Origin of the sequence: Acaryochloris sp. 'Moss Beach' (assembly GCF_021497025.1) — a bacterium.
GTDB classification, from domain to species: Bacteria; Cyanobacteriota; Cyanobacteriia; order Thermosynechococcales; family Thermosynechococcaceae; genus Acaryochloris; species Acaryochloris marina_A.
This window is the reverse complement of sequence record NZ_CP071717.1, coordinates 2006903-2032118: the sequence shown is the minus strand read 5'-3', so window position 1 is coordinate 2032118 and position 25216 is coordinate 2006903. Positions and strand designations below refer to the sequence as shown.

The following is a 25216-nucleotide window of genomic DNA, read 5'->3' as shown; positions in this document are numbered from 1 at the left end:
CGTTTTGCTATCTAGACTTACTCTTCACACTTGAAATTTTTTTAAGGGTGCTGCATCACTTTAGTCAATCTATTTTAGAAACCTGCATTATTTAGATATCCGAGGCTTTAATTTCCATGATTATCAATCCAAATATGGATCAGAACCCTGTGTTCTCGGCAGAGCAAGTGCTCGAAAACCGTGGGCGTATTGCTATTTTTATTGATGGGTCTAACCTTTTTTATGCTGCTCTGCAGTTAGGCATTGAGATTGACTACACCAAATTGTTGTGTCGTTTGACCTGTGGCTCACGCTTGTTGCGGTCCTTCTTTTATACCGGAGTGGATCCGACGAATGAAAAACAGCAAGGTTTTTTGCTGTGGATGCGACGCAATGGTTATCGCGTTATTACGAAAGAACTGGTTCAACTTCCAGATGGCTCTAAGAAAGCTAATTTGGATGTTGAAATCGCCGTAGACATGATGTCGTTAGTGGGTTGCTACGATACAGCGATCCTAGTGAGTGGAGATGGCGACCTAGCTTATGCTGTGGATGCCGTCAGCTATCGCGGGATTCGAGTAGAAGTTGTTAGCTTACGCTCTATGACCAGCGATAGTTTGATCAACGTTGCCGATCGCTACATCGATTTAGAAGGAATTAAAGGCGATATTCAAAAAGCCTCTCGCTCCGGCTATACGTATCGTCCTTTATCAGGGATTGCAATTTCAGAGCCCGAGACGGAAGAAGTTGCTGATCCCGCTTTTGACTAATACTCATGTGCTCTGAGTGTTTTGACAAGACTCTTTTTTGTCAGTGCTAACGCTGGATATGGAGCCTATATTTATCTTGTTGGCCTGCTTGGTCTTATCCTTTCAGGCTGTGCACCTGTAATATTTAGGCGTCCTGTCCCCAAGCAACCTCAAACGTCTCTGCATCAGGCTATCTTCAAGCGCACTGATCCTGCTGGGCAGCTCTTATGGCAGTTACGGGCCGAAGAAGTTGAGGTCGCTGGTGAGGTAGGTCAACTCAAGCAGATTCAGGGAACCTTCTATCACAAGCAAGAACCGATCTATTCGCTGCAGGCGCCCCATGGTCAGGTTCATCAATACTCTCACTTTATCCAGCTTCAGGGACCTATCGTTGTCAAGAATGTGCGAGATCGCACAACTCTGCGAAGCCAACGTATTCAGTGGCACCCGAAAACGGGGCAGCTTATGGCTCAACAGCAGGTTCTCCTGCAGCATCCCCAGTTTGAAATGAAGGGGCAGCGGTTTCAGGCGTCTACCCAGACCCAGCAGTCTCGTTTGTCAGGCGCTGTTACTGTCACTTGGCTCAATCGAAATCTACAGTTGCAAGCTCAGGAAATTAATTGGCTTCCGCGCCAAAAGACCCTGTTTGCTCACAGCATGATCCCCGCCAGGGTGACGGTGCAGCCCAGTGCGGATCAGCCCCTCACATCGAACAAGTGGCAGCATGTCCAAGCTCAACGCGTTAATTGGCTTTTGCCGTCTCAACAGCTTGTGTTCGATGAAGCCGTCGAGATCCGCTCCTCAGAGTCTAAGATGCACATCAAGAGTCCCCGATTAGTGATGAGTCTGATAGAAGATAAGTGGCATAGTCCCCGAGGTCTGCACGTTCAATATCAAGGTATTTCTGCTCAAGCTAAACAGGGCAGGTTAGAGGCGTCTCAAACGCTCCATCTACAAGATCAGGTCCAGGTTCAAGGGTTACCTCAGCAAGCTCAGTTGCGAGCCCAGGCGCTTACCTGGAATATGGCAACTCAGACGGTCCAGGCCCGAGGCCAGCTTGTGTACCAACAGCTGCAACCTTGGATGCGCATGACGGGTACGAAGGCTGCTGGTAATTTACGGGAGCAAACCTTAGAAGTTGAAGGGGGAGAAGCTGTAGTTGAAATCGTTCCCTAAGGCAACGCTATATTACTGGCGGCGAGCAGCGACTTGGTTGCGCTGGGGATCACCCAAGGCAGGCATAGGGCGGCTCGGCCGTAGTTCCCCCATACTTTTAGCATCCGTGCCTAAGCGTTGAGTGAGTTGTTGGAGAATACGGTCTTGATCTTGCCGAAAGCCGTCAATATTCTCACCTCGATTGATAATCGCAAACCACACAGGCCCCAATTTTTGAGTCGGAATGACGCCGGCTAGGGCACTGACATTCCAAAGAGTTCCAGTTTTAACAATCGTTGCAGTGGGGAGTTGACGGTCTTTAATGGTACCCAGGTCACGTTTGGCAACCGGAAAGACATCGGCAAGGGTGAGCTTATGGGGCTTTAATTCCCGTTGAATTCCTTGGAGTAAGGCTACCACAGCCCGAGGAGAGAGACGATTATCCTGCCCTAGTCCTGAACCGTTCTGTAAACGGATCTCATTCGTAGACACACCAGTGGCTGCCGTTACTTGGGCCATTAGGGTGGGGCCATTACCGATGCCAGAGGCAAGGGATTCTGCCAAGGCATTATTACTATTAACGTTCATCTGTTTGAGTAAGGCAAAGATAGGGAGAGACTGATGCCGCAATAGCAGTCTGGATTGAGGGGGGGATGGACGCCATTGTACTGTTCCAGAAATAGCTAACTGGGTCGTTAGTTGAGTTGTTTTAGGTGGCGTATAGCGACTCTCTTCGGTGGTCTGATAAACTTTCCCGTTCAATCCTTGGCGCAATCGCTCTCCCGCTTGCATGGGGGCGGTCAGAAAGTCCATCCAGAAGTTGCCGGAGATAATCAAGTTGCCGGAGACGGTTTGAATACCCATCTGATTGAGGCTATAGCCCAGACTCGTGGCTTCAGGACCTACAAATAGGGGATCTCCACCTCCTACCATGACTAAATCTCCCTGCAACACGCCATTCACCACAGGCCCGGTTGCTCTAACTTCGGTCAGAAAAGTATGGTGTGGTCCCCAGGTTTTTAAAGCAGCTAGAGTGGTGGCCACTTTGGTTAAAGAAGCGGCAGGAAGGGGTTGTTGGGCATTGTGGTTGACTAATAACTGATCTTGGGTCTGTAACCAAAATCCCTGGGCAGCGGGAGCAAACCCTTGAGATGAAAAGCGATTCAAAGAATCATGCCAAATCTCTGCAATGTCAACGTCAGGAGAGTTGATGTGGAGCAGATCGAACGGAGTAAGAGGAGATGCTGGTTGATTTGATAACACTCCTACCGTGTTTAACCACAAGGGGATCAGACCCGTACTGAACAGTTGCAACATGGTTTCTCTCACCGCAGGTATCAAGGGGCAGTAGTTGTATTGTGCTTAAATAATGAATTTTTGTGAAAGTAAGTCTGGGACTGATGGATCATCAAGTTTGACGAATTGACGTCCAGGAGGCTGATGGGAGTGTAGTAGATGGTTTGTACGTCAAATCCTGATGAGAATTGGCATCCATCCACTTGGCAGGGGCAGGACTGGATGCAGCGGTAAGGTATTCAGTCGGCTATGGAGGGGGGATTTTGGATAAAGGGTGGGCAGTTTTTCTCGGAAGAAGGGTTTTACCTCAATTACAATAAAAAAACAATTTTCTACCCAGCCTATTAATATTGCATCTCAGTTTGGGATGATCAATATTGATGCTAAGCGGTTAAGTGTAGGGAACGGTATGTTGAGCATCCTGAGATAGGAGGTTGTATGCAAGAGTTGAATAGCATTTCAGATAACACCCTGGAGAATTCCATCAAACAAAATGTAATGCTCCAGGCAGTTGAATATGGGGTGGCAGGCTTATCCATTGCCGGAACGGTGGCAACCTTTATCTTGAAAGAGGCTACTTTTGCAGCAGCTCCTCTTACCTTGTCCGTTTGTCTCAATTTGTTCAATCGCCGGAAACTCGATCAGCTGACCCGTCAGCATGCTGACGGAGATATGGCATTAGTCAAGCGGGATTTGCGAGCAGAAATTCAAAGGGTGCGATCGCAAGTCGAAGACTTACCTGCTTTCCAAGATCGGGCTGATTACAATGACGTTAAGGTCTCTATTACCTCTTTATCTGCCAGTGTAGCCACCTTAGAGCAACAAATGATGGAAACATCAGGGGGCCAGCCGATTGAAGCGATTAGCGCCATTGAGGCGGAACTGAACCAACTGCGAGAACATCAAATTGATCTGACCCATTCCATTGAAGCCTTACAAGGCCAGATTCCCAGCGATGCTGAATCTGCCAATGTGGCTGATAGCTATCAGCAAGAACTTTCTGCCCTCCAAGATGCCGTATCCCAACTCTCCCAGCAGGGATCTGGATCTGCTGACCTAGAGTCCTTACGAGCCGAACTGCAGGCTATGCTAGCCCCCGTGCAACAGCAAGTGGTTGATCTGTCAGAGCAGAGCCAACAGTCAGCCCCGGCAACGGCCTCGGAAGAGCAATTAGCGCCTGTCTTTGGCCAGATTGAAGAAGTCAAAGTCAAGATGGACGCGATGTTGTCGAACATCTCCGAGGAGATGGAAATTGCCCGAGGGGCCATGGAAAATACCCAGCATCAAGTGAATGAAGTCCAACATCAACTGACTGTGGTGCGAGAAGAAACAGCGAATACGCCCTCTGGTATCAACCCAGATGATCTCCACCAACAAGTACAGGCAGCGATGGGCCCCTTGCAAGACCAAATTGGCCAATTAGAAAGCCGGATCACGGCGCTACCCACCATTGATGCCAACGTCACCCAAGGTCAAGAAGAACAGCTCCAAGGTTTGCAACATCATCTTCAAGACTTAAGCAATCGCTTGGAGACGATTTCTAGTCAATTCTCAACAGAGATGGCGAACCTTCCCAATATGGTGGATGAGCAGGTTCAGAACCGAGTAGGTGAACTGCGGGAACAGACTGTTCCCCAGGCTGATGAGGTCGGTATGCAGGATAGAATGTCGGAGCTGGACTCACTCTTAGCCGACTTGTCCTAACGCTTTACTGATACTGAATGGCTGCTGTCGGTCTCCCTTTGGGAGGGGGAAGACCGGATTAGGATTGCCACAACTGCTGCAGGGTAGCGACAAAATTGGGATAAGAAATAGCGGCGGCTTCAGCTCGATGAATGGTGGTTGATCCCGTTGCGTTTAGGGCTGCGATCGCAAGGCTCATACCCACGCGGTGATCACCAAAACTCTCCACTTCCGCTCCCTGTAAACTGGCTCCGCCTTGGATCTCCAGGCCATCGGGTTGCTCGGTTAAATTGGCTCCCATTTTTTGGAGTTGCGTCGCCATTGCGGTTAAGCGATCGCTTTCCTTTACTCGTAATTCTGCAGCATCTCGGATGGTGGTAGGCCCTTGGGCAAACAATGCTGCAACCGCTAGAATCGGGACTTCATCCACTAATCGAGGAATCACGGCTCCCTCAATGACGGTGCCGTGAAGCTGGCTATGCTGGATATGGATATCGGCCACAGGCTCCCCTGCTACCGTCCGTTGATTCGCAAGGGTCATCTTGGCTCCCATCTGCCCTAATACTTCGAGGATGCCGGTTCGAGTGGGGTTAACCCCGACATTCTCAATCCAGACATCTGAACCCGGCACAATTGCCGCTGCCACCAGCCAGAAAGCAGCGGAGCTGATATCTCCCGGTACGATGATGGCTTGACCTTGGAGTTGAGCAGGACCTGTGACCGTAACGCTACAGGTCTCAGGATCAATGGCGATATCAGCCCCAAACGCGGCAAACATCCGCTCCGAATGATCGCGGGATAAGGCAGGTTCAGTAATGGTCGTTTGACCCTCAGCCATTAATCCGGCAAACATGATGCAAGATTTTACCTGAGCCGAGGCGATGGGTGAGTGGTAGTGGATGGGCTTTAACTGCTGTCCTCGAATGGCTAACGGGGCTAGGGTATCGCTTTGACGGCCCCAAATATGAGCGCCCATTTGCTGTAGCGGTTTAATGACACGGCCCATGGGACGGCTGCAGAGAGAAGTATCCCCAGTGACTGTAAATAAGCGATCGGGGTGGGAGGCTAGAATTCCTAACATTAGCCGGAGGGTTGTACCTGAATTCCCGGCATCTAAAACCACGGTGGGTTCTTGTAACTGGCCTAGGCCAATCCCCTGTACCCGGACATGTTCTGTATTCAATTCCGAGATTTCAGCCCCCATGGCCCGGAAGCAATGGGCTGTGCTGCGGGGATCTTCACCTAGCAGTAGCCCTTGAATGGTTGTTTCTCCCGAGGCCAAGGCTCCCAGCATTAGGGCGCGGTGGGAAATGGATTTATCGCCAGGGATCGTAGTTTTACCCTGAAGACGACCTTGAGACTGGATCACCCAGGTCGTTTCTGTAGGGGAAGGGCAGACGGTCAACACATCAGTAGGCATAGACTTTACAATCCCGAGGAACAGCCAATCGCCATCCTATCGCGTTTAGAGGGATTGGCTGCAGCCTGGATCGCTTCTACAATGTCAGTAGACGATGAGCAATCCAATGCAACCTTCTCTTAAAAAACAATTATTGTGGGTCACAGTAGCCTGTATTTTGCTGACCCTTGGATTTGGATTAGCCTTGTCTGTTGCTGTTAACCTCAGTTTGCAAGGTTTTGAGCAGCAGCGACCTGATTTAGAGATTTTGCCGTCTGAGAGTGCGCCCTCTTCAGCCCCCTTGTGAGGTCTAGTTGTTTGTGAGGTCGATGGCGCGTGAATGAGGGCTGTTTGCCGTGCTGCAAATAACCTGGCCTATCTCACTCCATAGGTTTTGACTCACTGCATAGCCCAGTGGCAGTCAGCAGTAGATATCGACCGCACCAGAAATTCTAAAGGCTGCTTTGAAATGGGCATCGATCAACCCTCCCATAAGGTCAGAATCAGCCCTCATACTTGGGGGCCACCATCACTCAGTGGGCAACCCCGCGTAGAGTGTGGTGTTGGGCCTAAACTTCTGGTGACTTAAAACAGGGAGGCTGCTCCCATAGTTAGGGGAACGTGCCTGCAAAGGCATCTGTTTTTCAAGAGGATATTGACGGCACAACTCGCAATTTCCTAGAGTGTGTTTCGGGGTCTCAATCACTATTGTTTTCAACATACGGCGTTGTCGTTTTCTATTACGAACGATATTTTAGGAAATCTGCGCCGGAAACAAAGGTCTTGCAGGCCATCCCACCCTTACATCTGGAGAACAATTGTGGATTTATCCTTAATTCCCGCTCAGCCTAAGCCAGGTTTAATCAATGTCTTGATTGAAATTCCTGCAGGCAGCAAGAACAAATACGAATTTGATAAAGATTTGCAGGCATTTGCCCTAGATCGTGTGCTGTTTGCCTCTGTGCAGTATCCCTATGACTATGGATTTATTCCCAACACCCTGGCGGATGATGGTGATCCCCTTGATGGCATGGTGATTATGGATCAGCCGACCTTCCCTGGCTGTGTGATTACCGCCCGCCCAATTGGCATGTTGGAGATGATCGACGGTGGTGATCGCGATGAGAAAATTCTCTGTGTCCCTGAAGAAGATCCTCGCTATGTGGATGTCAAATCCCTGGCGGATGTGTCCTCCCATCGTCTAGATGAAATCGCTGAGTTTTTCCGCACCTATAAAAATCTGGAGAAAAAGGTCACTGAAATTTTAGGGTGGCAAGATGTGGAAAAGGTCAATCCTTTGGTTGCCGAATGCATTAAAGCGGGCCAAAAGTAGGTTGAAAGAATTCCAAGGCTTGTTTTTTTAGGTGTAATATAACCTTTTTTTAGGTGTAATAAAACGCCCGAGATACGAGCCTTGTATCTCTCCTGCTCTCGTATCAGTCGATACGAGAGTCTGCCCCTTAGCTAAAAAAGGAAAGCCGTGATGGTATCGATTCAAAACCAAGTTGTATTGATCACAGGGGCGAGTAGCGGCATCGGAGCAGCCTGTGCGCGAGCCTTTGCCCCGTTGGGGGTGAAGTTGTTGCTAACCGCTCGACGGCTTTCACGCTTGCAAACCTTAGGGACTCAGCTAAAGGATGAATTTGGCGTTCATACCCATACTTTTCAACTGGATGTTCGCGATCCCACTCAAGTCGAATCTCAACTGCAAGGGCTCCCTGAAGAATGGTCGGCCATTGATGTCTTGGTGAATAATGCTGGTCTTAGTCGAGGTCTGGACAAGCTCTATGAGGGTAGTATTCAAGACTGGGAAGAAATGATTGATACTAATATCAAGGGCTTGCTGTACATGACGCGGGCGATTGTTCCCGGTATGGTGCACCGTCACCAGGGTCATGTGATTAATATTGGCTCTATTGCTGGACATCAGACTTATCCCAAGGGAAATGTCTACTGTGGGTCTAAAGCGGCGGTAAGGGCTATTTCTGAAGGGTTAAAGCAAGATTTACTGGGAACCCCTGTTCGCGTCAGTTCTGTGGATCCAGGTCTGGTGGAAACGGAGTTTAGTGATGTCCGCTTTCATGGCGATACAGAGCGAGCCAAGGCTGTTTATGCCGATACTGCTCCCCTGACTCCAGAAGATATTGCTGATGTGGTGGTGTTTTGTGCGACTCGCCCGCCCCACGTCAATATCAGTGAACTCTTGGTCTTGCCCACGGCCCAATCTGGAGCAACCCTAGTCCATCGACAGTCTTGACTGACATCCTGATTTTATTCTGGGAAGTACCTTAAGAGTTCAGCTGCCGGTAAGGGAGGACTGATCAAATAGCCTTGGATGCCATCACATTGGTGGTCTAGTAAAAATTTTCGTTCAGCCAGGGTTTCTACCCCTTCGCCAATCAATGATAATCCCAGGTTATGGCCCATTTGGATAATGGCCGTCGTGATCGCTGCATTGGCAGGTTGACGATCAATTTCATGGATAAAGCCTCGATCAATTTTCAGGGTATCCAAGGGAAAACGCTGTAAATAGCTTAAGGAAGAGTAGCCGGTGCCAAAATCATCGACGGATAGACGTATCCCTGCTGCCTTAATTTGATGCATCACTTTGAGGGCAAGATCTGGATCTTGCATCAATGTGCTTTCCGTTAACTCTAAAACTAAACTGCTTGGGTCTAAAGCAGCCTCTGACAGTAGTTCATGGAGCATCTGAGGTAAAGCGGGCTGCATCAGCTGTCGAGGAGACAAATTGACTAGTATTTGCAACGGCCGCCCACAGGTTTTCTGCCACCGCTTGACTTGCTGGCAGGAGGTTCGCAGCACCCACTCGCCAATGGCCAAAATTAAGTCTGTTTCTTCGGCAATGGGGATAAAGACATTAGGGGATAATACTCCCCACTCCGGATGATGCCAGCGCAGTAGGGCTTCGGCTCCTATGACTTGGCTCGTCTGCAAGTCAATATGGGGTTGGTAGTAAAGGCGCAATTCGTTTTTGTCTAGGGCATGACGTAATCGCGCTGCCATGGTGAGGGCTTGAGAACATTGCGATCGCATCGTCGGTAGATAAAACGCTGCACTCGGTCCGGTTTGTTGTTTGGACTGATACATCGCTATTTCGGCATTGCTAATCAAGGTGCCAATATCACTGCTGCCTTTGGGATAGCAGGTCATGCCAATGCTAGGTGTAATACATAACTCCTGATCCACCACATAGAAAGGTGTGGCTAAGATGTCCAAAATTTGTTTCGCAAACTGGTCGAGATCTTGGCGAGACTTAATGTTTCGGGGAATGATGGCGAACTGATCCGCCTCAATACGAGCCACCATCGCCATGGCATAGTTGCCCATATAGCGATGGGCGGACAATTGCTGGGTGATCGCTTGAACGAGTTGATCACTGAAAGAGTTACCCAGGGTACTTTTAAGCCACTCAAATCGATCGATACCGACTAAAACTAGAGCATCTAAGGTATCAGCTATTTGTTTCTCTGCCTGAATATGGTGGAACTGCTCTTCGAGTAAGCGACGATTGGGTAACTGGGTTAAATGGTCGTAGTAGGTTAGAGCATTTAGCCCTGCTTCTAGCCCTTGAATGGTTTGCGTGTACTGTTGAGTGACTAGCGCTTGTTTCTTGAGTCGTGCGTCAATCGCGCTTAACAGTTCTAAATGGGTAAATGGCTTGGTGATGTAGTCATCTGCCCCTAAATTCATCCCCTTCCGCACACTGGCCCGATCTGTTTTAGCTGTTAAAAAGATCATCGGAATGCTGCCAATGCCTGGGTTTTCTCTCAACCCCTTTAAAACATCAAAACCGTCTAACTCCGGCATCATGACATCACAAACAATGAGGTCTGGAGGGTTTTGCTGGGCCAGTTGTAACCCCGTTAGGCCATTGTCTGCTTCCAGAGTTCGATACCCTTCACACTCTAAAATTTCTTGAATGATGTCGCGGATTTGAGGTTCATCCTCAATGATTAAAATTTTTGGCATTTTTAGACTCAGGACAGTCACATTCAAAAATTTGAATGATGGCTTTAAGTAATCTTTTAGGGCTATGGCTACATTCTACTATTCGATGTTTGGGACAAATCTTATATTGAGATTACATCTTCGCTAAGATGCCATCAGCATCGTGGGCGTCAATCCATGACAAAGCCTTGGCGTGCAATAACTTTACGCTTTTTCGTAAATGAGGTTTGGCTGGGAGGTTGTCCGCTGGTTTTACCTGGGACATTCCTCTATTCCTTAGACAAGATAGAAAAAAGAACAGCCCCAAAATGTAATCTCTAATACAAGTGACGTGTGAAATATTTATTTTTTTATGGAGATAAATATTTTATTTCTCTCATGCTAAAAGCATAAATATTTGAGCGAACTATTACTAGCGTAATGGGTAAGAGGCAAGATATTTAGGGCAGCAAATTTATCAATATAAATTGAAACTTAAAGGCTGCAGGGGCGAGGAATGAGATTGCCCCTGCAGCCTTTTCAACAGTGTTCAAGCTGGGTAAGCCAAGGTTCATCATGCTTCTGGTTCATCGGTCAATGGCTGTTCAGTCTGGGCTTGTTTCATGGCCTGAGGCCAAAGTATCAAAAATAGCCCCATCCAGGCCAAAACCGGTAGAGCCACGAGTATGGTCAGCCAAATAATTTTGGTCACTAACCAGGTCCCTGCAATTAGCGTGATTCCCGTTACCAAAATGGACCAAGGCTGACACCACCAAGGTTTGTAGTTCCATGGGTTATAGGAATTATCCATAGGGCTTGCTAGGAAGACAGTACTCAGCATTATCCTATAGCCTAATGATGGTTTCCACCCTGTATCTGGGCGGAGGCAGACTGTACTAAGACTTACGGGCTAGAAAGGGAAGCTTTTGACGCAACCGATCCACAAAGAAATCCATCTCCGGTAACTTGAGTTGAATCACGAGTCCGGCAAAGACCAATAACCCTGCACCTGCCGATACACTTAGGGTCACGAGCTGTCTGATGATTCCTTCTGTTCCCAGGATTAGCTGACAGCCATATAAGGCTATCCAGGCTGTGAAGCCACAGATCAGGCTGCTGACAGCCAAGGCTAAAATTGGACCTCCTGTGGTCGCCCAAGGTAGCCCATGCAAGCGTTTATTCAGAATCCAGACGAGAGCGGCCATGGAGAAGACCTGGACTCCGACGGTGGCCATAGCTAACCCCGGTGTACCAAAGGTTTTGGTGAAGAAGAAACAAAAAATGGCATTAAAGAATAAGCCCAATAAACTAATCAGCAGGGGAACATTGCCATCTCCTAGGGCGTAGAACACCCGGACGAAAATATCTCGGCCTAGGTAAAAGAACATGCCAAAGGCATAAACCACTAAGAGAGAGGCCACCAGTTGGGAGGCGGAATCATCGAAGGCTCCCCTTTGATAGACAATTCGTACAGCAGGCAATGCTAAGACGGACATCAGCGCACCTGTAGGCATCATACTCATGGCGGTGAGCACTAGGCTTTGGCGAATCCGGTCTTTTAGATCAGTCCAACTTTCTGGGGCTGCCAATTGGGAAAAAATTGGCATGTAGGGAACCAGGATGACGTTGGAAAGAATGCCCAAAGGCGTTAGGAATAAGAGCTGAGCGTAGGTTAAGGCAGAGGCGGAGCCTTCCTTTAATTGAGAGGCAAAGAATAAGCTAATAGCGACGCTAATCAGCAGCATCCCAGAGGAGAGGGTGGCCGGCCCCATGAGCTTACCGATTTCTTTCACACCCGGTCGGTTGAAATCGAAGCGAAGCCTCAGAGTTCCCATGCCGGATCCCCACTGAGCAGGGATTTGGACTAACCATTGCAGTAACCCACCCGCTAGCGTTCCCCAGGCCATAACGGAGGCCCCCACATGATCCGTGAGAAACAACACACCAATGATGACGGTGACGCTAGATAGCAAAGGACTAATGGATGGGAGCCAATATTGATCGGACGCTACTAGGGTGCCGAAGCCGATACCAATCAGTCCTGATAAGAAGGCTAGGGGAGCCATAATTCTGAGCTGTTCCACCGCCATGGTGTGGACATCGGTGGAGACCCCTGGCGCTAGCCTGGTGATCAGTGGATCAGCAGTTAGCATTAACCCTGCGGTCAGCAGCAACAGCAAGATTCCAACTAAGGTATTGACAGTTTCAATTAAGGCTGCGGCATCCTTTTTGGGATGTTTGGCAAGGACGCTGACGACGGAACTGTGAAAGGGACCATTCACTCCTCCCAGCAGAATAAACAGAAAGCTAGGGATAACGTAGGCAAAGTTATAGGCATCTACTTCGGGACCGACCCCAAATTCAGCCGCAATTGATTGCTGTCGCACTAGACCGACGACCTTGCTGATCAGGGTTGCGATCGCAACAATGGTTGCAATACTCGCTAGGGAGCGACGGCGTTTGGGAGCTGAGTCGGCCACAAATTTTAAGTAACGTAAAGAATCCTCACTTATTTAAGCGCATATCAGCACCTTGAAACGCAAATAATATTTTACGAGTGCCAATCTTGGCCCAGAACGATCAAACCCCGAAAAGCAATAGTCTGGGATATGGGATCGATAACCTGGTATGTAGACAATCTCAAAAAGCATCATGATGAGACGGAGACTAAGCCGATGACTGGGGTCTTTTGTCTGTCCAGCTTCGATATTCTCACTCGATCTTCAATAAACCTTCAATCACTTTGAGGAAATTTCCCAGCGTCGTTGATGGATTGTTTGTGCGCCGAACGGCAACAATGTCCAATAGGGGAGAGGGCTCTTGGATATTGCGATAAACTACCCCAGAACGCTGCAGGTTTCTGACATTTGCGGGTAAGAGTGACACCCCCATACCACCAGCCACCAAACTCAGCACAGTTGTAATCCAGCTTGCTTCTTGGACAATGATGGGCTTACAGTTTGCTCTTAGACAAAGCTGATCAATCTGATCTCGCAAACTATAGAGCAAAGCCTGTGGGGGGAGTACAAAATCTTGGCCGTTAAGCTCTGCAAGAGCAACAGTTAACTTTTTAGCACAGGGATGTTGTTCAGGTAGAACAAGAACGAGAGACTCCTGGAGGACTAAGGTATCTGCAAAAATCTCGTTATCCTCTGGGCTCAAACTTTGTAAATTGTGTTGATGGAAGAAACCTACATCGATTTGATGATTTCGTAATTGTTCAATCTGGTCATAGGACGCTAATTCATGAAGGGCTAGATTTACAAATGGGAACTGCTGACGAAAAGTTTTAATAATGCGGGGTAATTGGCTATTGGCAATGGATGTATTGATTCCTACATCTAATCGCCCACGGTTCCCTGCCTGAATATCCTGAGCCAATTCAACGGCACTTTGGGCTTGTTCAATGATTTGCTCCGCTCGCGTTAAGAAAGCCTCTCCCTCATGGGTGAGTCCTAGGGGACGGGTTGTGCGATCAAAGAGGGTAAAGCCCAGCCTTCTTTCTAGTCGTTGAATCTGCTTACTTAAAAAGCCTTGGTCTAACTCCAGGGCAATGGCGGCTTGAACAAATCCTTTGTGTTGCTTGAGTGCGATCGCATATTCAAGATGTCGAAATTCTAGTTCATGCCATCTTGGAGGCTTCATCTCTTATTATGACGAATTAGTCATATAACAATGTCAATAACAGTGATTCTATCATAGTGTTTTTCTATATGCTGTTGTCATCAAAGCAAAAAGCTTAGTGATGCAAGCTAAACGATAAAGAGAAAGATATGAATATCCAACGTGTTTTGCTGGTGGGTGGGACTCACGGGAATGAACTGATTGGGGTATATCTTATTAAAAAAATTTGAGCAATCTCCTCAGCTTATTAATAGATCTAGTTTTGAAACATTGACACTATTAGGTAATCCGAAGGCAATAGATAAATGTGTACGCTATATCGATAAAGATTTGAATCGTTGTTTTAACTTTCAAGCACTGGATTATGAAAAGAATAATAGCTTTTATGAAAATCAACGAGCCCAAGAAATCAGTAATCAATTTGGGCTGTCTGAGAATACACCTATAGATCTAGTTGTTGATCAACATTCCACCACTTCTAATGTCGGGCTGATGCTAATCCTGGATCATCTTGATCCATTTATTTTGAATTTATCGGCCTATTTGGTTGCTAGAATACCTGATCTTAAAATCTATAGTTCTGCTATTTCAGGCCGCGCTCAGGATTCACTCCGATCGATTGCTAAGTATAGATTTGGTATCGAGGTCGGTCCAATTTGTCATGGATCACTACAGGCAGATCTGCTCCAAAAAACTGAAATACTAGTGTATGAAATTCTCGATTATGTTGTTCTACATAATCGCAATGCTATTGAAATTGAAAACACATTACTCACTGTTTATGAATATGTAAACTCCATCGATTATCCCAGGAGCAATGAAGGTGTGATGATTGCTATGATTCATCCTCAGCTTGAGGGTCAAGATTATAAGGCACTGAATTCTGGTGATCCTATCTTTATGACCTTTGATGGTGAGATCATCACTTATCAAGGAAGATTGACTGTTTATCCTGTTTTTGTTAATGAAGTTGCGTATTACGAAAAAAAGGTAGCAATGAGCCTAACTCGAAAGAAGAGTGTTCAGCTTGATGAGCTAACTAATCATCCAATTGATTATGTTTAGAAAGATATTGTAGTCAACAATATTAATATGCAATAAATATTTCTAATAATTATTTTAATTCTTGAATTCAATATCTAATGCTTGATATATCTGGAGTTCAAGAATTTTTATAAATAAGAATTCTTAAATCAGGAAGTATTTTAATGTCAAATAAACTAGCTGGCAAAATATTTATCGAATCTTGGGATTGGGAAAACTTGCCTGTCTATGTAGATATAGAAGCCTGTGAAGTATTTGAAGTTGAAGAATACTTAAAGATGAATCAGGGCTTTTTGTCTTCAAGTATTTCTTCTGTATATTTTAGAGATATTTACCGAGTAGATGTAAAAGTCTATTCTAGATTGCATAAGTCTGAGTGGATAGTAGTTAATGTAAATTTTCAGTTGCTCACGGTTACATCTAAAGAGATAGATAAGCTTCCTGTTGAAAAAGAATGTACTTTTTTAGTCCCTCCTACAAGTCAAGAGATTAACTTTAACTGGGGACCTCTAGTAAGCCTTTGGGGAGAGTATATCTCTATATGTGTTAGATTCACTCTTGCTAACTCTGGATACAAACGTGCCTCCTTTTAGTGGCTCTATCGGATGGGAATCAAGAGAACAAAGATAGCATCCATAAACTAGATAAAAATTTCGTTTTTTTAAGCTTCTAAAGATTTTCTAGTTCTGTTCACTTATATAACATTTTAATAATAAGGGTATGAATTCTAAAATAGTTACAGAAGCCTTTCTAGCAGGCTAGTCTGACACTTATGGCAGGCTAAATATCGATTAATAATACTCAAGCTAGTATAAAAAAATATGACTAGAAAAAATCGAGCATTACAAGAGAGTTAAACTAGCAGAATTAGAACTAGAAAAGAGGATGCAGGAAACAAACTTACAGATAAATGACAAGCCGTATTGGGTGCTCGTAGATTTATTTAGAAATATATCTGGATTGTGCATTCTGGGGTGGATGGTATCTGTCGGGGCTCCAATCTTCTATCTACTGGTGGTATTAACGTTTTTGGCTTTCCCCTTTTTATGCAAAGGCTACGGCTTAATCATCGCTAGTTTTACAATTTTGTCTGGCATAAAATTGGCTTTTTCGGGGCAGTTCTTCGTTATTGCTCCAGTTATACCCGTAACCGTGATGAATCTGGAAGTCAGTTATTGCTGTTTAGGGTGGGGGGTACTCGCTGCGGGGCGCAGGACTCACTCAAAGCTTGGCCTTCTCCTTGGCATTGCCTATGTACTAGGAGGTGTATTGGGTTTGCTTCAATTCAGGCAAAGCACATATATTAATGCGCCAGGTGTTTGGGGATCTGCTGTATCCGCCATCCTAATCATATGTCTTGGGTACTTCATGATTAAAGTGATTGTCGCTTCTTGGCGTAAATCAAAAGCGACTTAGAATCACGGCTATATCCAGTTCACCAGCATGAGTTCGTAAGAGGAATTGGCTAATCTTTGCCTGGGGGCTAGATATTGCTTGAGAGCTTTTATCGATGAATGATGAGTTTGATACCAGATCATAGGCAACTGGAATGCCTTTTAATGCAGGTTGTATTGGGCAGCCACCCTTGTTGAGTCACCACTGTGAGAATGGCTCTCTTGGGCATTGGAACTGCTATGAATTGGTCCGTTTTGATGTGGGTAATTTTTAGTGAAAATGGGCTTTTGGAAAGGACTTACTCCCATCCCAGCATAAGATTGGGTATTCAGATTCTTGATAAATAAGAATTTCAATGATATTTAGATGCACGATCTTATGGCGGGAAGGGAGTAAGATTGATGCGCATTGATTCATAATTCAACCTTCAAATGAATGGGATTTTGGCTCTAATACGACTTAGGAATACTTGTACTTCTGGGATGCCTAACTGCTTGGCTGCAATCCCATAAACTGTAAAACTGCCCAGAGCAGCGATACTCACATTGATCAACAGTAAGAGAAAACCTTGGCTGCCCCATACCGTGTCTGCTCCGGCCCAAAGTCCCCACGCCACTAGCCCAGACAGAGCGCTAGCCCCTGTAAGACCCATTAGGGGCTGTATCCAAGATTTTAGGTTTAATCCCTTTAAGCGTTTGTTTAAACACCACAGCATGGCCACCATCGAGAATATATTTACCCCAATCGTGGCCAGAACCAGACCTGGAGCACCCAATGGTTTAACGAAGAGGAAGTCAAACAGGATGTTAAACAAGATGCTGACCAGGCTAATTCGAAAAGGGGTATTGCCATCTCCCAAGGCATAAAACACTCGCACCAGCAGATCCCGTGCCAAGTACACAAACATCCCCAACCCATAGGCAACGAGGATGCTGGCAGTGAGTTGTGATGCCTCAGCATTAAAGGCTGATCGCTCATAGACGAGTCGTACAATGGGCAAAGCCAGCGCAATCATAAAAGCCCCTAAAGGCAACATTGCCACCGCTGTCATCACAATTCCCTGACGAATGCGGCTTTTAAGGTCGTCCCATTGGCCCGATGTTGCTAGGTGAGAGAACACAGGAAAAAAGGGCACCAAAATTGTATTAGAGAGAATACCCAGGGGAGCCATCACCAAGAAATTGGCATAGCTCCAGGCGGACACAGCAGCAGTGGCGTTAGGAATCAGAGAAGAAAAGAAAATATCAACCTGAACATTAATCTGCAGCATCCCAGAGGCAAAGGTGGCAGGCCCCAATACCTTCAACACTGCACGGACATCGGGATGATGCCATTGCCAGCGAGGCTTTAACGTTCCTAAGCCAGCACGCCACTGGACAGGCAATTGAATCAGCCACTGGGCGACTGCACCCGCTAAGGTTGCCCAAGCTAAGACTTGTCCCCCCAGCAAAGCATTGGCAGACGAAGAAGCTTCTGGTTCCAGATGGAGTGCGAAGATTCCAAGACCCATCATCATCGCCAAGCTCGAAAAAATCGGGCTGATGGAGGGCATCCAGTAAATATCGGCAGCGTTCAAGGCTCCAAACCCAATGCCAATCAGGCCAGAGAAAAGGGCGATGGGAGCCATGATTTTGAACTGGGAAATCGCAATCAGCCGAGTTTGTTGGGTGATGGCGTAGGTAGCTGGATCAATGCCTTGGCGCAGAGCATCTTCTGGAGAGATAAACAGGCCGCTAGCCATTAACCGCAAAATCGGTTCAGCAAAAATAATTAAGCCAATGGTCACCAGCAGCAATACCCCGATTAGCAGAGTGGTGATGGTTTCAATGACGGGTTTGACGTCGCTGCGCTCTTTTTTGGCGAGCACACCGACGATGGCACTGTGAAACGGACCATTAATCCCACCTAGCAGAATCAAAAAAAAGCTGGGAATCGCATAGGCAAAGCCGTAAGCGCCTACCGCTGGACCCACTCCAAAGACTGCGGCGGTTGTCATCTGACGAGCAGCGCCAATCACCTTGCTGATCAGGGTTGCGATCGCAACAATAGTGGCAATTCTTGCTAGAGAGCGGCCAGGTTTAGAAGGTGCATTGGTCACGAATGCTTAAATGACGTATGGAATTCTCACCCATTTAAGCGCATGTTCCGATCTTGGGTTAATCATCGCTAGTCAAAAATGTCTTGTCTACCCGGAACATTTCAGATCTTTACAGAAATAATTGCCGTTTTTTAACTTCACCTAGATAACCCAACTCAGTTGTTGATAAAACTGTTGTTCACGGGATGATTACTTCAATGTTGTGATTTGTAAGGGGGTTTACTTCCTATGTGTCGTATATCTATTCAGTTAAGGCGCATTGTCCGACAAATGATATCTAATCTTTTTGGAGAGAAGTTATCTGGCAGTGACTTTTTAATATCCTTCTACAGAGGTGTTATCAGTCAAGTGTCGTATAACTATCGTTACTGCTCAGGCTTAAATCATTGTGTTGAGAATGAAGTTATAACTCTCTCTGGCGCTATGTTTTAAGCACAACAGCAGTCAATCCATGATCTTCCGTTGAACAAGAAAGTCTCTGATCAGAACATTAGTGAATCTGATATTCGAGCAATCTACCATCAAGGTGAGGATGCAGTTGTTGAGCTAGTCACCCGTCTTATCGAGCGGATAGAGCGACTAGAAGAACGTCTTGACAAGGATAGTCGTAACAGTAGTAAACCACCCTCAGGCGATGGCTTTGGGAAGCGGACAAAAAGTCTACGGGGTAAGAGTAAACGCAAAAGTGGCGGGCAAAAAGGTCATCCTGGTCGCACATTGGAATGGCGTGATACCGTCGATGCCGTGGTGTTACATCCGGTGACTCAGTGTCAAGAATGTGGTGCCTCTTTAACCGAAGTAGCAGCCCACAACTATGACCTTAGGCAGGTTCATGAATTACCCCCTTTGTCATTACACACGACTTGGCAAACTTCTTTATTTTTATAGAGGGATAATTAGGTCTAGGCTGGCATTATTACCTCCACAACTTGCTCGACAGATTGGCCTTGTTCAAAGAGTGATTGACAAAACTGTACGAGCGGATGCAAAACCTCACGAGTCAATCCGTAGAGCTTCTGGCCAATGCTTGGCGTTTTACTTGCAAAGCTAAATTTTTCAGATGTTCCCCAGCGACAGGCGCATCCTGGAGCAACGACTGCGCCAGACAACTTAAAGCGATGTGGCGTTTGACCGCATCCTCGTTGCGTAGCTGAGCCGATTCCAGGCCACAGATGCCTTTGGTAAACTCATGAAAAACTTCACAGGGCCAGCGATAGCTCCAGGTGATGGCAATGCGCGAGACATCCCAGTGCAGCGCGTCAGTCACTAAAAAGCGAGGGGTATCATTCAAATCCTCCGTTTCATGAACAATGACAATCCGTTTGCGTCCGATTTTTTTGAGGCGTACGACTTTGCTAAAGGCCCAAATCTCCTTCACTTCGCCATTGCGTTGATGAATGCGGTAGTGCCGAAACGACTGGCCAGAGGTGCTACGAAGTTGTTGAGCCACTGCGTCAATGCGAGTCCATTGGTTGAACCAAAGCACGGAACGATTAGAGAGTGTTTAGATTTTTGTGTAAGCCGTAACGTATTCAATAGTTGAATCGTGTTGGGAACAGAATAGCAAAATGGGACAGCGCCGCCTTCCAATTCAAAATCGGTCTGGTCCATCTCTTCGAGATATTCCTCATCGCCAGAAACATCAATTTGTAGACAGACTCTTCATTCGGGAAGACAGCTTTGGTCTTAATCACCTTTCGCAGTGAGCGATTGAGCGACTCAATGGCATTAGTGGTGTAGATAACCTTTCGGATGGCCATTGGGTACTTAAACAACGGAGCAATATTATCCCAATGCCGTATCCAGATTTGGCTGATGCCAGGATACGTCTGGTCCCATTTGTTGGCAAACGCATCCAAGGCAGCCTCAGATTCCTCCAAAGTGGCCGCTTGATAAATGGGCTTGAGGTCTGCAGCTACGGCTCGACTTTCCTTCCAAGGCACATGGCGCAAACTATTGCGAATGAGATGAACGATACAAACTTGAACTTGAGTATCGGGATAAACCGATTCAATCGCCTGGGGAAAGCCTTTGAGACCATCACAGCAAGCAATCAAGATATCCTGAGCGCCTCGGTTTTTAAGGTCTGTGAGCACTGAAAGCCAGAATTTTGCTCCCTCCCGCTCGGCAGCCCCTATCCATAATCCCAACAGCTCTTTGTTTCCCTCCACAGTTACCGCTAGCGCGACATAGACGGCTCGCTTGCTGACTTGGCCATTGACTTTGATGTTCACATACAGGGCATCGAGATAGACAATCGGATACACCTCATCCAATGGTCTTGAGCGCCAGTCTTTAACCTCCTCCATGACACTATTGGTGACGTCACTAATCAGACCCTCAGAGATATTGGCCCCATACAGCTCCACCAATTGAGACTCGAATATCACGAGTGGTCATGCCACGAGCATATAAGGCGATGATTTTCTCGTCGAGTCCCGCGATACGTCGCTGGCCTTTGGGCACGAGGACAGGCTCAAACTCACTGCAACGGTCGCGAGGAATCGATAGGTCCATCTCTCCTTGTTCAGTCTGGACGGTCTTTTTCGAGTAACCATTGCGACTGTTTCTAGGGCCATGAGAACGCTCATCGACGGAGGATTGATGCAGGTGATGAGTCAATTCACCTGCCAAGGCTCGTTCCACTAGGCGTTTGCTGAGTTGTTTGAGCAGTCCTGATTCGCCCAGAATATCCTCTGGCTGTGGATTCTCTCCAATGAGTTCATCCAATAGCTCATCAACTCGATTGGGTACTTGTTTCTTTCTAGACATGATGCGGTCTCCTGGTGTGTTTGGATTCTAGACCGCTTACACAAAACTCTGATCAGTCTCATCTTCTCGACCGACTGGAGAAGTACCAATCTGCTGTCCTGGCCTTTATGTATGATTTCCAGGTTCCCTTTGATAACAATCAGGCTGAACGGGATATTCGCATGATGAAATTGAAGCAGAAGATCTCAGGCTGCTTCCGCTCGTTGACTGGTGCCCAGCAATTCTGCCGCATTCGCGGTTATATTTCGACTTTGAGAAAGCAAGATATCCCTGTACTTGATTCACTTAGAAGTATTTTTGTTGGTACTCCTGTTGTGCCAATGCTTCAGCCTGGGCAGTAACTAACTATCGTAATTTAGCTAAACCTATCCCATACGGAATGAAACTCCTTATTTGGACATTTTAAGATACGCGATGGCCACTGATCCCAAACCTTATGCTGCCAATAGATTGGTCAGCAAGACATACTTGTAGATAGTCGTCAGCCTTCAAACTTTGCTGCAGAAATCATGGAAAAATGGTTCGTGTTTTCCCTAGGTATTACCACCATCGGATTATTGTTGGGAATGGTTTATCAAAGAATAAGCCAAGCGGCTGATCGACGCAAATATCCTCCACAAGGCCAACTGGTCGATATAGGAGGATTTTGTCTGCATCTCAACTGTATTGGGCAGGGTACACCAACGGTTGTTATGGATGCTGGTGGTGGTGCTCCTTCCATTTCATGGGGTTTAGTTCCATCTGAAATTTCGAAATTCACTCGTGTTTGTACCTATGATCGAGCAGGGTTCGGTTGGAGCGATCCCAATCCCAGTAACCCTCGCACCAGTCAGCAGAACGTTGATGAATTACATTTACTGTTGACTCAAGCAGAGATTAATCCTCCCTACCTTTTAGTTGGACACTCATTGGGTGGCGTCAATATGCGACTGTATGCGAGTCAATATCCAGAAGAAGTAGTTGGATTAGTGCTAGTTGATTCTTCCCATGAAAATCAGATGACCTCTGAACTATGGAGACGCGTAAAAAGGATGTCTTGGTTTTATCAGGTTTTGAGGATTGTCAGCCACGTTGGAGTGGTGCGATTAATCGGGGAGATGAATTTGTTACCTATGCTTAAAGACCTTAAACGAGACATTCAAAAATATCCCCTAGCAGTACAAACCTTATTTGATACCTTTAAATCTTTCTGTTACCGTCCCGACTATTGGGCAACCGCATCCAGTGAATTCGCCAATATCAACAAAAGCTTTGAGGGACTTCAATCAGTTACATCACTGGGTAGTCTGCCTTTGACTGTGTTGAGCCAAGGGTCTCAAGATTCACAAATGAGTGATGAAAGATTCCAGAGATGGGAAGCACTCCAATTAGACCTAACAAAATTATCATCCAATAGCCAACGTATCGTTGCAGAAAACAGTGGGCATCTTATCCCACTCGATCAGCCTGAGCTAGTCGTCAATGCAGTTCGACAGTTGATTGAAAACGTTTAACGTTATAAGAGTCATGGCACTACGGTGCTTTACAATCTCTAGCAACCGCAAACCAGAAACGCAATATGATCTTCCTTCTGGCATGCATAACAGTGTTGCTAAAACATTCATCCAGCCAAGCCTATGACACCTGAGTCGACTGGAGATTGCTGGATACAGGCCCCAAATACTGATTGAGATGGGGAGAGAAAACCTCATAAATCAAGGTCAAGGGCTGACCATCATGCCAAAATAGATAGTAACGGCCCCAAAACGGTCCTGGATGATCGAAAGCTTTAGATAACGCCTCGGATTGACCACACAAAACTTGGCGAATATCTCTGAACAATTCAGTGCGAGACTGGGACAAACTAGCCCAAATCGGTAGAGAGCGGTTTTGTAAATACTCATCTACATGGCTGGCTTCCCACCAAGAGGTGGCATAGGCCAATCGCTGACCAGAAGGAGTCCGTAGCCAGACCTGACGACGCAATCGAGGACCAGGAACCGCTTTGATTAAGTCAGGGGCATTGTCTTGCTCAGCCCCGACAAAGGACATATCAATCACGTCAACTTCCGTCGGCTCACCCGTGAGGAGCTGCAAATGGCGGGTGGGAGAACCGTCTCCCAAAATCAACATTTGCCAGGTGGGAGAGAGTTGATAGTAAGGAAGGCCGGGCTGAATGCGAGCCTGATCGGCTTGCCATAAGACATCTAAATGATGCCAGGTGGAGGTGAGGGGAACTTGATTATTGGTATCAGCGTTTGCTAACAAAGGTCTTCACAAAACTTTTCAATATACCCTCATCATAGACAGTATTTGACCCTGCGTGCAAAAATCAGACCCGGTTGAGGGTTGCTGGCTATACTGGTGATTTTAGAGTCTCTGCCGACGTAAACAGCCTTGACGTAAACGTTATGCGCCCACAGGATATGAGTTCTTCCGCAGGCTTGCTGCATGTTAACGATCTGAAGATTGCCTATGCTCAGCAGCGGGGAGCCGAGACCCAGAGTTGGGCCGTCAATCAAGTCTCCTTTGCCCTGGGAGCTGGGGAACGGCTGGGATTAGTGGGAGAGTCGGGTTGCGGCAAGTCCACCATAGGGCGAGGCTTGATGCAGTTGCTGCCCCCCGGAACTCAACTAGAAGGCGAGATTAACTTTGCGGGTCGATCGGTTTTAACCTTGACGGGCAAAGATTTGCAGCGATTCCGAGGTGAGGAAATTGCCCTGGTCTTTCAGGACCCCATGACTCGCTTAAATCCGTTGTTGACGGTAAAAAAGCATTGTCTGGAGACTCTGAAAGTCCATCAACCCAAGCTTTCGGCTGAAGAAGCCAAAACTAAGGTCTTAGATACCCTGAGTGCTGTCAATATCCCTGCAGAACGATGGACGCAATATCCCCATGAGTTTAGTGGTGGCATGCGACAGCGGGTAGCGATTGCATTAGCGCTCCTCCTCGACCCCAAAATGCTGATTGCCGATGAACCTACCACCAGCTTGGATGTTACGGTTGCGGCCCAAATTCTGAAAGAGGTGACACGTCTCTGTGAAGAGCGTCAGATGGGACTGCTGCTGATTTCCCATGATTTGGCATTGGTGAGTGAATATTGCGATCGCGTTGCTGTCATGTACCAGGGCAAAATGGTCGAGTTAGGCCCAGCTCAAGAAATCCTCACCAACCCACAACATTCTTATACCCAATCATTGCTGCAGGCGGCTCTCCATCTACAAACCAGTGCCGCTGAAGCTCCTGAAATAGAAGAAAGTCCATCTGAACAATCAGTGCTGCTGCAGCTTCAAGATGTGCAGCAACATTACTCCTTAGAAACCAATTTTATTGCCCGTCTCCTCTCTAAACCTGCGGATGCCATCAAAGCCGTAGACGGGATTACCTTAAATATTCATGCAGGCGAAACCCTGGGCTTGGTGGGAGAATCCGGCTGTGGCAAGAGCACTTTATCTCGTAGTATTTTGCAGCTTGTGCGGCCGACGGCGGGGAGCGTTCAGTTTGATAAGCAGGAGTTGACCACGCTAGAGGGACGGGCACTGCGGCAATGTCGCCGCCAAATTCAAATGATCTTCCAGGATCCACGAGCCTGTCTGAATCCCCGGATGAAAATTGGCCAGAGTGTGGCTGAACCGCTCCTGATTCATGAGTTGGCAACCCCGGCTGAGGCCCAATCACAAATGCATGCCATGTTGGAGCGGGTCGGCCTGACTCCCACCACGGACTATGCCCAACGGTTCCCCAGCGATATTTCGGGAGGACAGCAGCAGCGAGTTGCCATCGCCAGAGCACTCATTACCCAACCCAAACTGGTGATCTGTGACGAACCCGTGAGTATGCTCGATGCCAGTATTCAAACTCAGGTGCTGGAGTTGATGCAGTCTTTGAAAGATGATTTCAACTTAACGTACCTATTTATTACCCATGATTTGTGGGTGGCGCGATTCTTTTGCGATCGCATTGCCGTCATGAACAAGGGCAAAATCGTCGAAATCGGTCCCACAGAAGAGATCTTCACGAATCCTCAACACCTCTATACACAAACCCTGCTCGGAGCCGCCCCCTTACTAACTCGTTTACAAGAAGGTTAACAGC

General features: G+C 47.0%; 22 protein-coding genes and 2 pseudogenes. 13 read left to right on the top strand and 11 right to left on the bottom strand.

All coding sequences use genetic code 11. From position 1 onward, the window contains the following. Positions 1-116: 116 nt before the first annotated feature. Together HRE53_RS09455 and lptC are read left to right on the top strand one after the other, a co-directional pair. Positions 117-749, top strand: coding sequence for an NYN domain-containing protein (locus tag HRE53_RS09455; protein WP_212663202.1), 633 nt, complete (start codon positions 117-119; stop codon positions 747-749). Between the two features lie 21 nt (positions 750-770). Beyond that, entirely contained in the window at positions 771-1904 is a 1134-nt protein-coding gene (gene lptC, locus HRE53_RS09450) for an LPS export ABC transporter periplasmic protein LptC (RefSeq protein WP_235110145.1), read from the top strand. Positions 1905-1916: 12 nt separating this feature from the next. On the opposite strand, the gene HRE53_RS09445 is transcribed toward lptC, so the two are convergent. Further along, positions 1917-3200: a D-alanyl-D-alanine carboxypeptidase gene (locus tag HRE53_RS09445; protein ID WP_235110144.1), complete on the bottom strand. Its 1284-nt coding sequence runs from the start codon at positions 3198-3200 to the stop codon at positions 1917-1919. Between the two features lie 417 nt (positions 3201-3617). Between HRE53_RS09445 and HRE53_RS09440 the strand changes: the two genes are divergently transcribed. Then, a complete protein-coding gene (locus HRE53_RS09440; RefSeq protein ID WP_235110142.1) occupies positions 3618-4883 on the top strand; it encodes a hypothetical protein in 1266 nt (421 codons plus the stop codon). A gap of 58 nt (positions 4884-4941) precedes the next feature. Here HRE53_RS09440 and aroA read toward each other — a convergent pair whose 3' ends face one another. Then, positions 4942-6282, bottom strand: coding sequence for a 3-phosphoshikimate 1-carboxyvinyltransferase (gene aroA / locus HRE53_RS09435; protein WP_235110140.1), 1341 nt, complete (start codon positions 6280-6282; stop codon positions 4942-4944). A 106-nt stretch (positions 6283-6388) separates the two neighbouring features. Between aroA and HRE53_RS09430 the strand changes: the two genes are divergently transcribed. The 3 genes from HRE53_RS09430 (at position 6389) to HRE53_RS09420 (ending at position 8518) form a co-directional block, all read left to right on the top strand. Then, entirely contained in the window at positions 6389-6568 is a 180-nt protein-coding gene (locus tag HRE53_RS09430) for a hypothetical protein (RefSeq protein ID WP_212663198.1), read from the top strand. A gap of 513 nt (positions 6569-7081) precedes the next feature. After that, positions 7082-7594, top strand: coding sequence for an inorganic diphosphatase (locus tag HRE53_RS09425; protein ID WP_212663197.1), 513 nt, complete (start codon positions 7082-7084; stop codon positions 7592-7594). Between the two features lie 150 nt (positions 7595-7744). Then, positions 7745-8518: an SDR family oxidoreductase gene (locus HRE53_RS09420; protein ID WP_212663196.1), complete on the top strand. Its 774-nt coding sequence runs from the start codon at positions 7745-7747 to the stop codon at positions 8516-8518. Positions 8519-8532: 14 nt separating this feature from the next. Here the strand turns inward: HRE53_RS09420 and HRE53_RS09415 are convergent, their stop codons facing one another. The 5 genes from HRE53_RS09415 to HRE53_RS09400 all read right to left on the bottom strand — a co-directional run bounded on the left by HRE53_RS09415 (position 8533) and on the right by HRE53_RS09400 (position 13854). Further along, positions 8533-10251 (bottom strand): EAL domain-containing response regulator, encoded by a 1719-nt coding sequence (locus HRE53_RS09415; RefSeq protein ID WP_235110139.1) that lies wholly within the window; start codon positions 10249-10251, stop codon positions 8533-8535. A gap of 112 nt (positions 10252-10363) precedes the next feature. Then, complete coding sequence (locus HRE53_RS34320) at positions 10364-10495, bottom strand: hypothetical protein (RefSeq protein WP_255801345.1); 132 nt, start codon at positions 10493-10495, stop codon at positions 10364-10366. 288 nt (positions 10496-10783) lie between these two features. Beyond that, complete coding sequence (locus tag HRE53_RS09410) at positions 10784-11020, bottom strand: DUF6737 family protein (RefSeq protein WP_212663194.1); 237 nt, start codon at positions 11018-11020, stop codon at positions 10784-10786. Positions 11021-11105: 85 nt separating this feature from the next. Beyond that, positions 11106-12689 (bottom strand): murein biosynthesis integral membrane protein MurJ, encoded by a 1584-nt coding sequence (gene murJ / locus HRE53_RS09405; RefSeq protein WP_235110138.1) that lies wholly within the window; start codon positions 12687-12689, stop codon positions 11106-11108. A gap of 232 nt (positions 12690-12921) precedes the next feature. Next, positions 12922-13854, bottom strand: coding sequence for a LysR family transcriptional regulator (locus HRE53_RS09400; RefSeq protein WP_235110137.1), 933 nt, complete (start codon positions 13852-13854; stop codon positions 12922-12924). Between the two features lie 180 nt (positions 13855-14034). Between HRE53_RS09400 and HRE53_RS09395 the strand changes: the two genes are divergently transcribed. From HRE53_RS09395 to HRE53_RS09385, 3 genes are all read left to right on the top strand, one after another. Further along, positions 14035-14898, top strand: a complete 864-nt coding sequence (locus tag HRE53_RS09395) for an aspartoacylase (RefSeq protein ID WP_235110136.1) — start codon at positions 14035-14037, stop codon at positions 14896-14898. A 143-nt stretch (positions 14899-15041) separates the two neighbouring features. Then, positions 15042-15470, top strand: a complete 429-nt coding sequence (locus HRE53_RS09390) for a hypothetical protein (protein ID WP_235110135.1) — start codon at positions 15042-15044, stop codon at positions 15468-15470. A 292-nt stretch (positions 15471-15762) separates the two neighbouring features. Next, entirely contained in the window at positions 15763-16293 is a 531-nt protein-coding gene (locus tag HRE53_RS09385) for a hypothetical protein (RefSeq protein ID WP_235110134.1), read from the top strand. A gap of 406 nt (positions 16294-16699) precedes the next feature. Here HRE53_RS09385 and murJ (HRE53_RS09380) read toward each other — a convergent pair whose 3' ends face one another. Then, the gene (murJ, locus tag HRE53_RS09380) at positions 16700-18370 is read right to left on the bottom strand and encodes a murein biosynthesis integral membrane protein MurJ (RefSeq protein WP_235110133.1); all 1671 of its coding nucleotides are present in this window, start codon (positions 18368-18370) and stop codon (positions 16700-16702) included. Positions 18371-18832: 462 nt separating this feature from the next. On the opposite strand from murJ (HRE53_RS09380), the gene HRE53_RS09375 reads away from it, so the two are divergent. Further along, positions 18833-19258: a DUF6444 domain-containing protein gene (locus HRE53_RS09375; protein WP_235110131.1), complete on the top strand. Its 426-nt coding sequence runs from the start codon at positions 18833-18835 to the stop codon at positions 19256-19258. Between the two features lie 112 nt (positions 19259-19370). Here HRE53_RS09375 and HRE53_RS09370 read toward each other — a convergent pair whose 3' ends face one another. After that, positions 19371-19856, bottom strand: coding sequence for a hypothetical protein (locus HRE53_RS09370; protein WP_235110129.1), 486 nt, complete (start codon positions 19854-19856; stop codon positions 19371-19373). 46 nt (positions 19857-19902) lie between these two features. Continuing rightward, positions 19903-21142, bottom strand: a pseudogene (locus HRE53_RS09365) (IS256 family transposase). A gap of 41 nt (positions 21143-21183) precedes the next feature. Here HRE53_RS09365 and HRE53_RS09360 point away from each other — a divergent pair. Together HRE53_RS09360 and HRE53_RS09355 are read left to right on the top strand one after the other, a co-directional pair. Then, positions 21184-21483: pseudogene (locus tag HRE53_RS09360) on the top strand (transposase); the annotation flags it as partial. A 168-nt stretch (positions 21484-21651) separates the two neighbouring features. Then, a complete protein-coding gene (locus HRE53_RS09355; RefSeq protein WP_235110128.1) occupies positions 21652-22635 on the top strand; it encodes an alpha/beta fold hydrolase in 984 nt (327 codons plus the stop codon). Positions 22636-22756: 121 nt separating this feature from the next. Here the strand turns inward: HRE53_RS09355 and HRE53_RS09350 are convergent, their stop codons facing one another. Beyond that, positions 22757-23389 carry a chorismate lyase gene (locus HRE53_RS09350; protein WP_212663188.1) on the bottom strand — a complete coding sequence of 211 codons (633 nt, stop codon included), beginning with the start codon at positions 23387-23389 and terminating at the stop codon, positions 22757-22759. Positions 23390-23532: 143 nt separating this feature from the next. Between HRE53_RS09350 and HRE53_RS09345 the strand changes: the two genes are divergently transcribed. Then, the gene (locus HRE53_RS09345; RefSeq protein ID WP_235110126.1) at positions 23533-25212 is read left to right on the top strand and encodes an ABC transporter ATP-binding protein; all 1680 of its coding nucleotides are present in this window, start codon (positions 23533-23535) and stop codon (positions 25210-25212) included. Positions 25213-25216 lie beyond the last annotated feature (4 nt).

Bases quoted from the DNA above. Each gene is read 5' to 3' on its own strand.
- HRE53_RS09455 (WP_212663202.1), top strand. From the start codon at position 117: ATGATTATCAATCCAAATATGGATCAGAACCCTGTGTTCTCGGCAGAG.
- HRE53_RS09445 (WP_235110144.1), bottom strand. From the start codon at position 3,200: ATGTTGCAACTGTTCAGTACGGGTCTGATCCCCTTGTGGTTAAACACG.
- HRE53_RS09440 (WP_235110142.1), top strand. From the start codon at position 3,618: ATGCAAGAGTTGAATAGCATTTCAGATAACACCCTGGAGAATTCCATC.
- aroA (WP_235110140.1), bottom strand. From the start codon at position 6,282: ATGCCTACTGATGTGTTGACCGTCTGCCCTTCCCCTACAGAAACGACC.
- HRE53_RS09430 (WP_212663198.1), top strand. From the start codon at position 6,389: ATGCAACCTTCTCTTAAAAAACAATTATTGTGGGTCACAGTAGCCTGT.
- HRE53_RS09420 (WP_212663196.1), top strand. From the start codon at position 7,745: ATGGTATCGATTCAAAACCAAGTTGTATTGATCACAGGGGCGAGTAGC.
- HRE53_RS09415 (WP_235110139.1), bottom strand. From the start codon at position 10,251: ATGCCAAAAATTTTAATCATTGAGGATGAACCTCAAATCCGCGACATC.
- HRE53_RS34320 (WP_255801345.1), bottom strand. From the start codon at position 10,495: ATGTCCCAGGTAAAACCAGCGGACAACCTCCCAGCCAAACCTCATTTA.
- HRE53_RS09410 (WP_212663194.1), bottom strand. From the start codon at position 11,020: ATGGATAATTCCTATAACCCATGGAACTACAAACCTTGGTGGTGTCAG.
- HRE53_RS09400 (WP_235110137.1), bottom strand. From the start codon at position 13,854: ATGAAGCCTCCAAGATGGCATGAACTAGAATTTCGACATCTTGAATAT.
- HRE53_RS09390 (WP_235110135.1), top strand. From the start codon at position 15,042: ATGTCAAATAAACTAGCTGGCAAAATATTTATCGAATCTTGGGATTGG.
- HRE53_RS09385 (WP_235110134.1), top strand. From the start codon at position 15,763: ATGCAGGAAACAAACTTACAGATAAATGACAAGCCGTATTGGGTGCTC.
- HRE53_RS09355 (WP_235110128.1), top strand. From the start codon at position 21,652: ATGGAAAAATGGTTCGTGTTTTCCCTAGGTATTACCACCATCGGATTA.
- HRE53_RS09345 (WP_235110126.1), top strand. From the start codon at position 23,533: ATGCGCCCACAGGATATGAGTTCTTCCGCAGGCTTGCTGCATGTTAAC.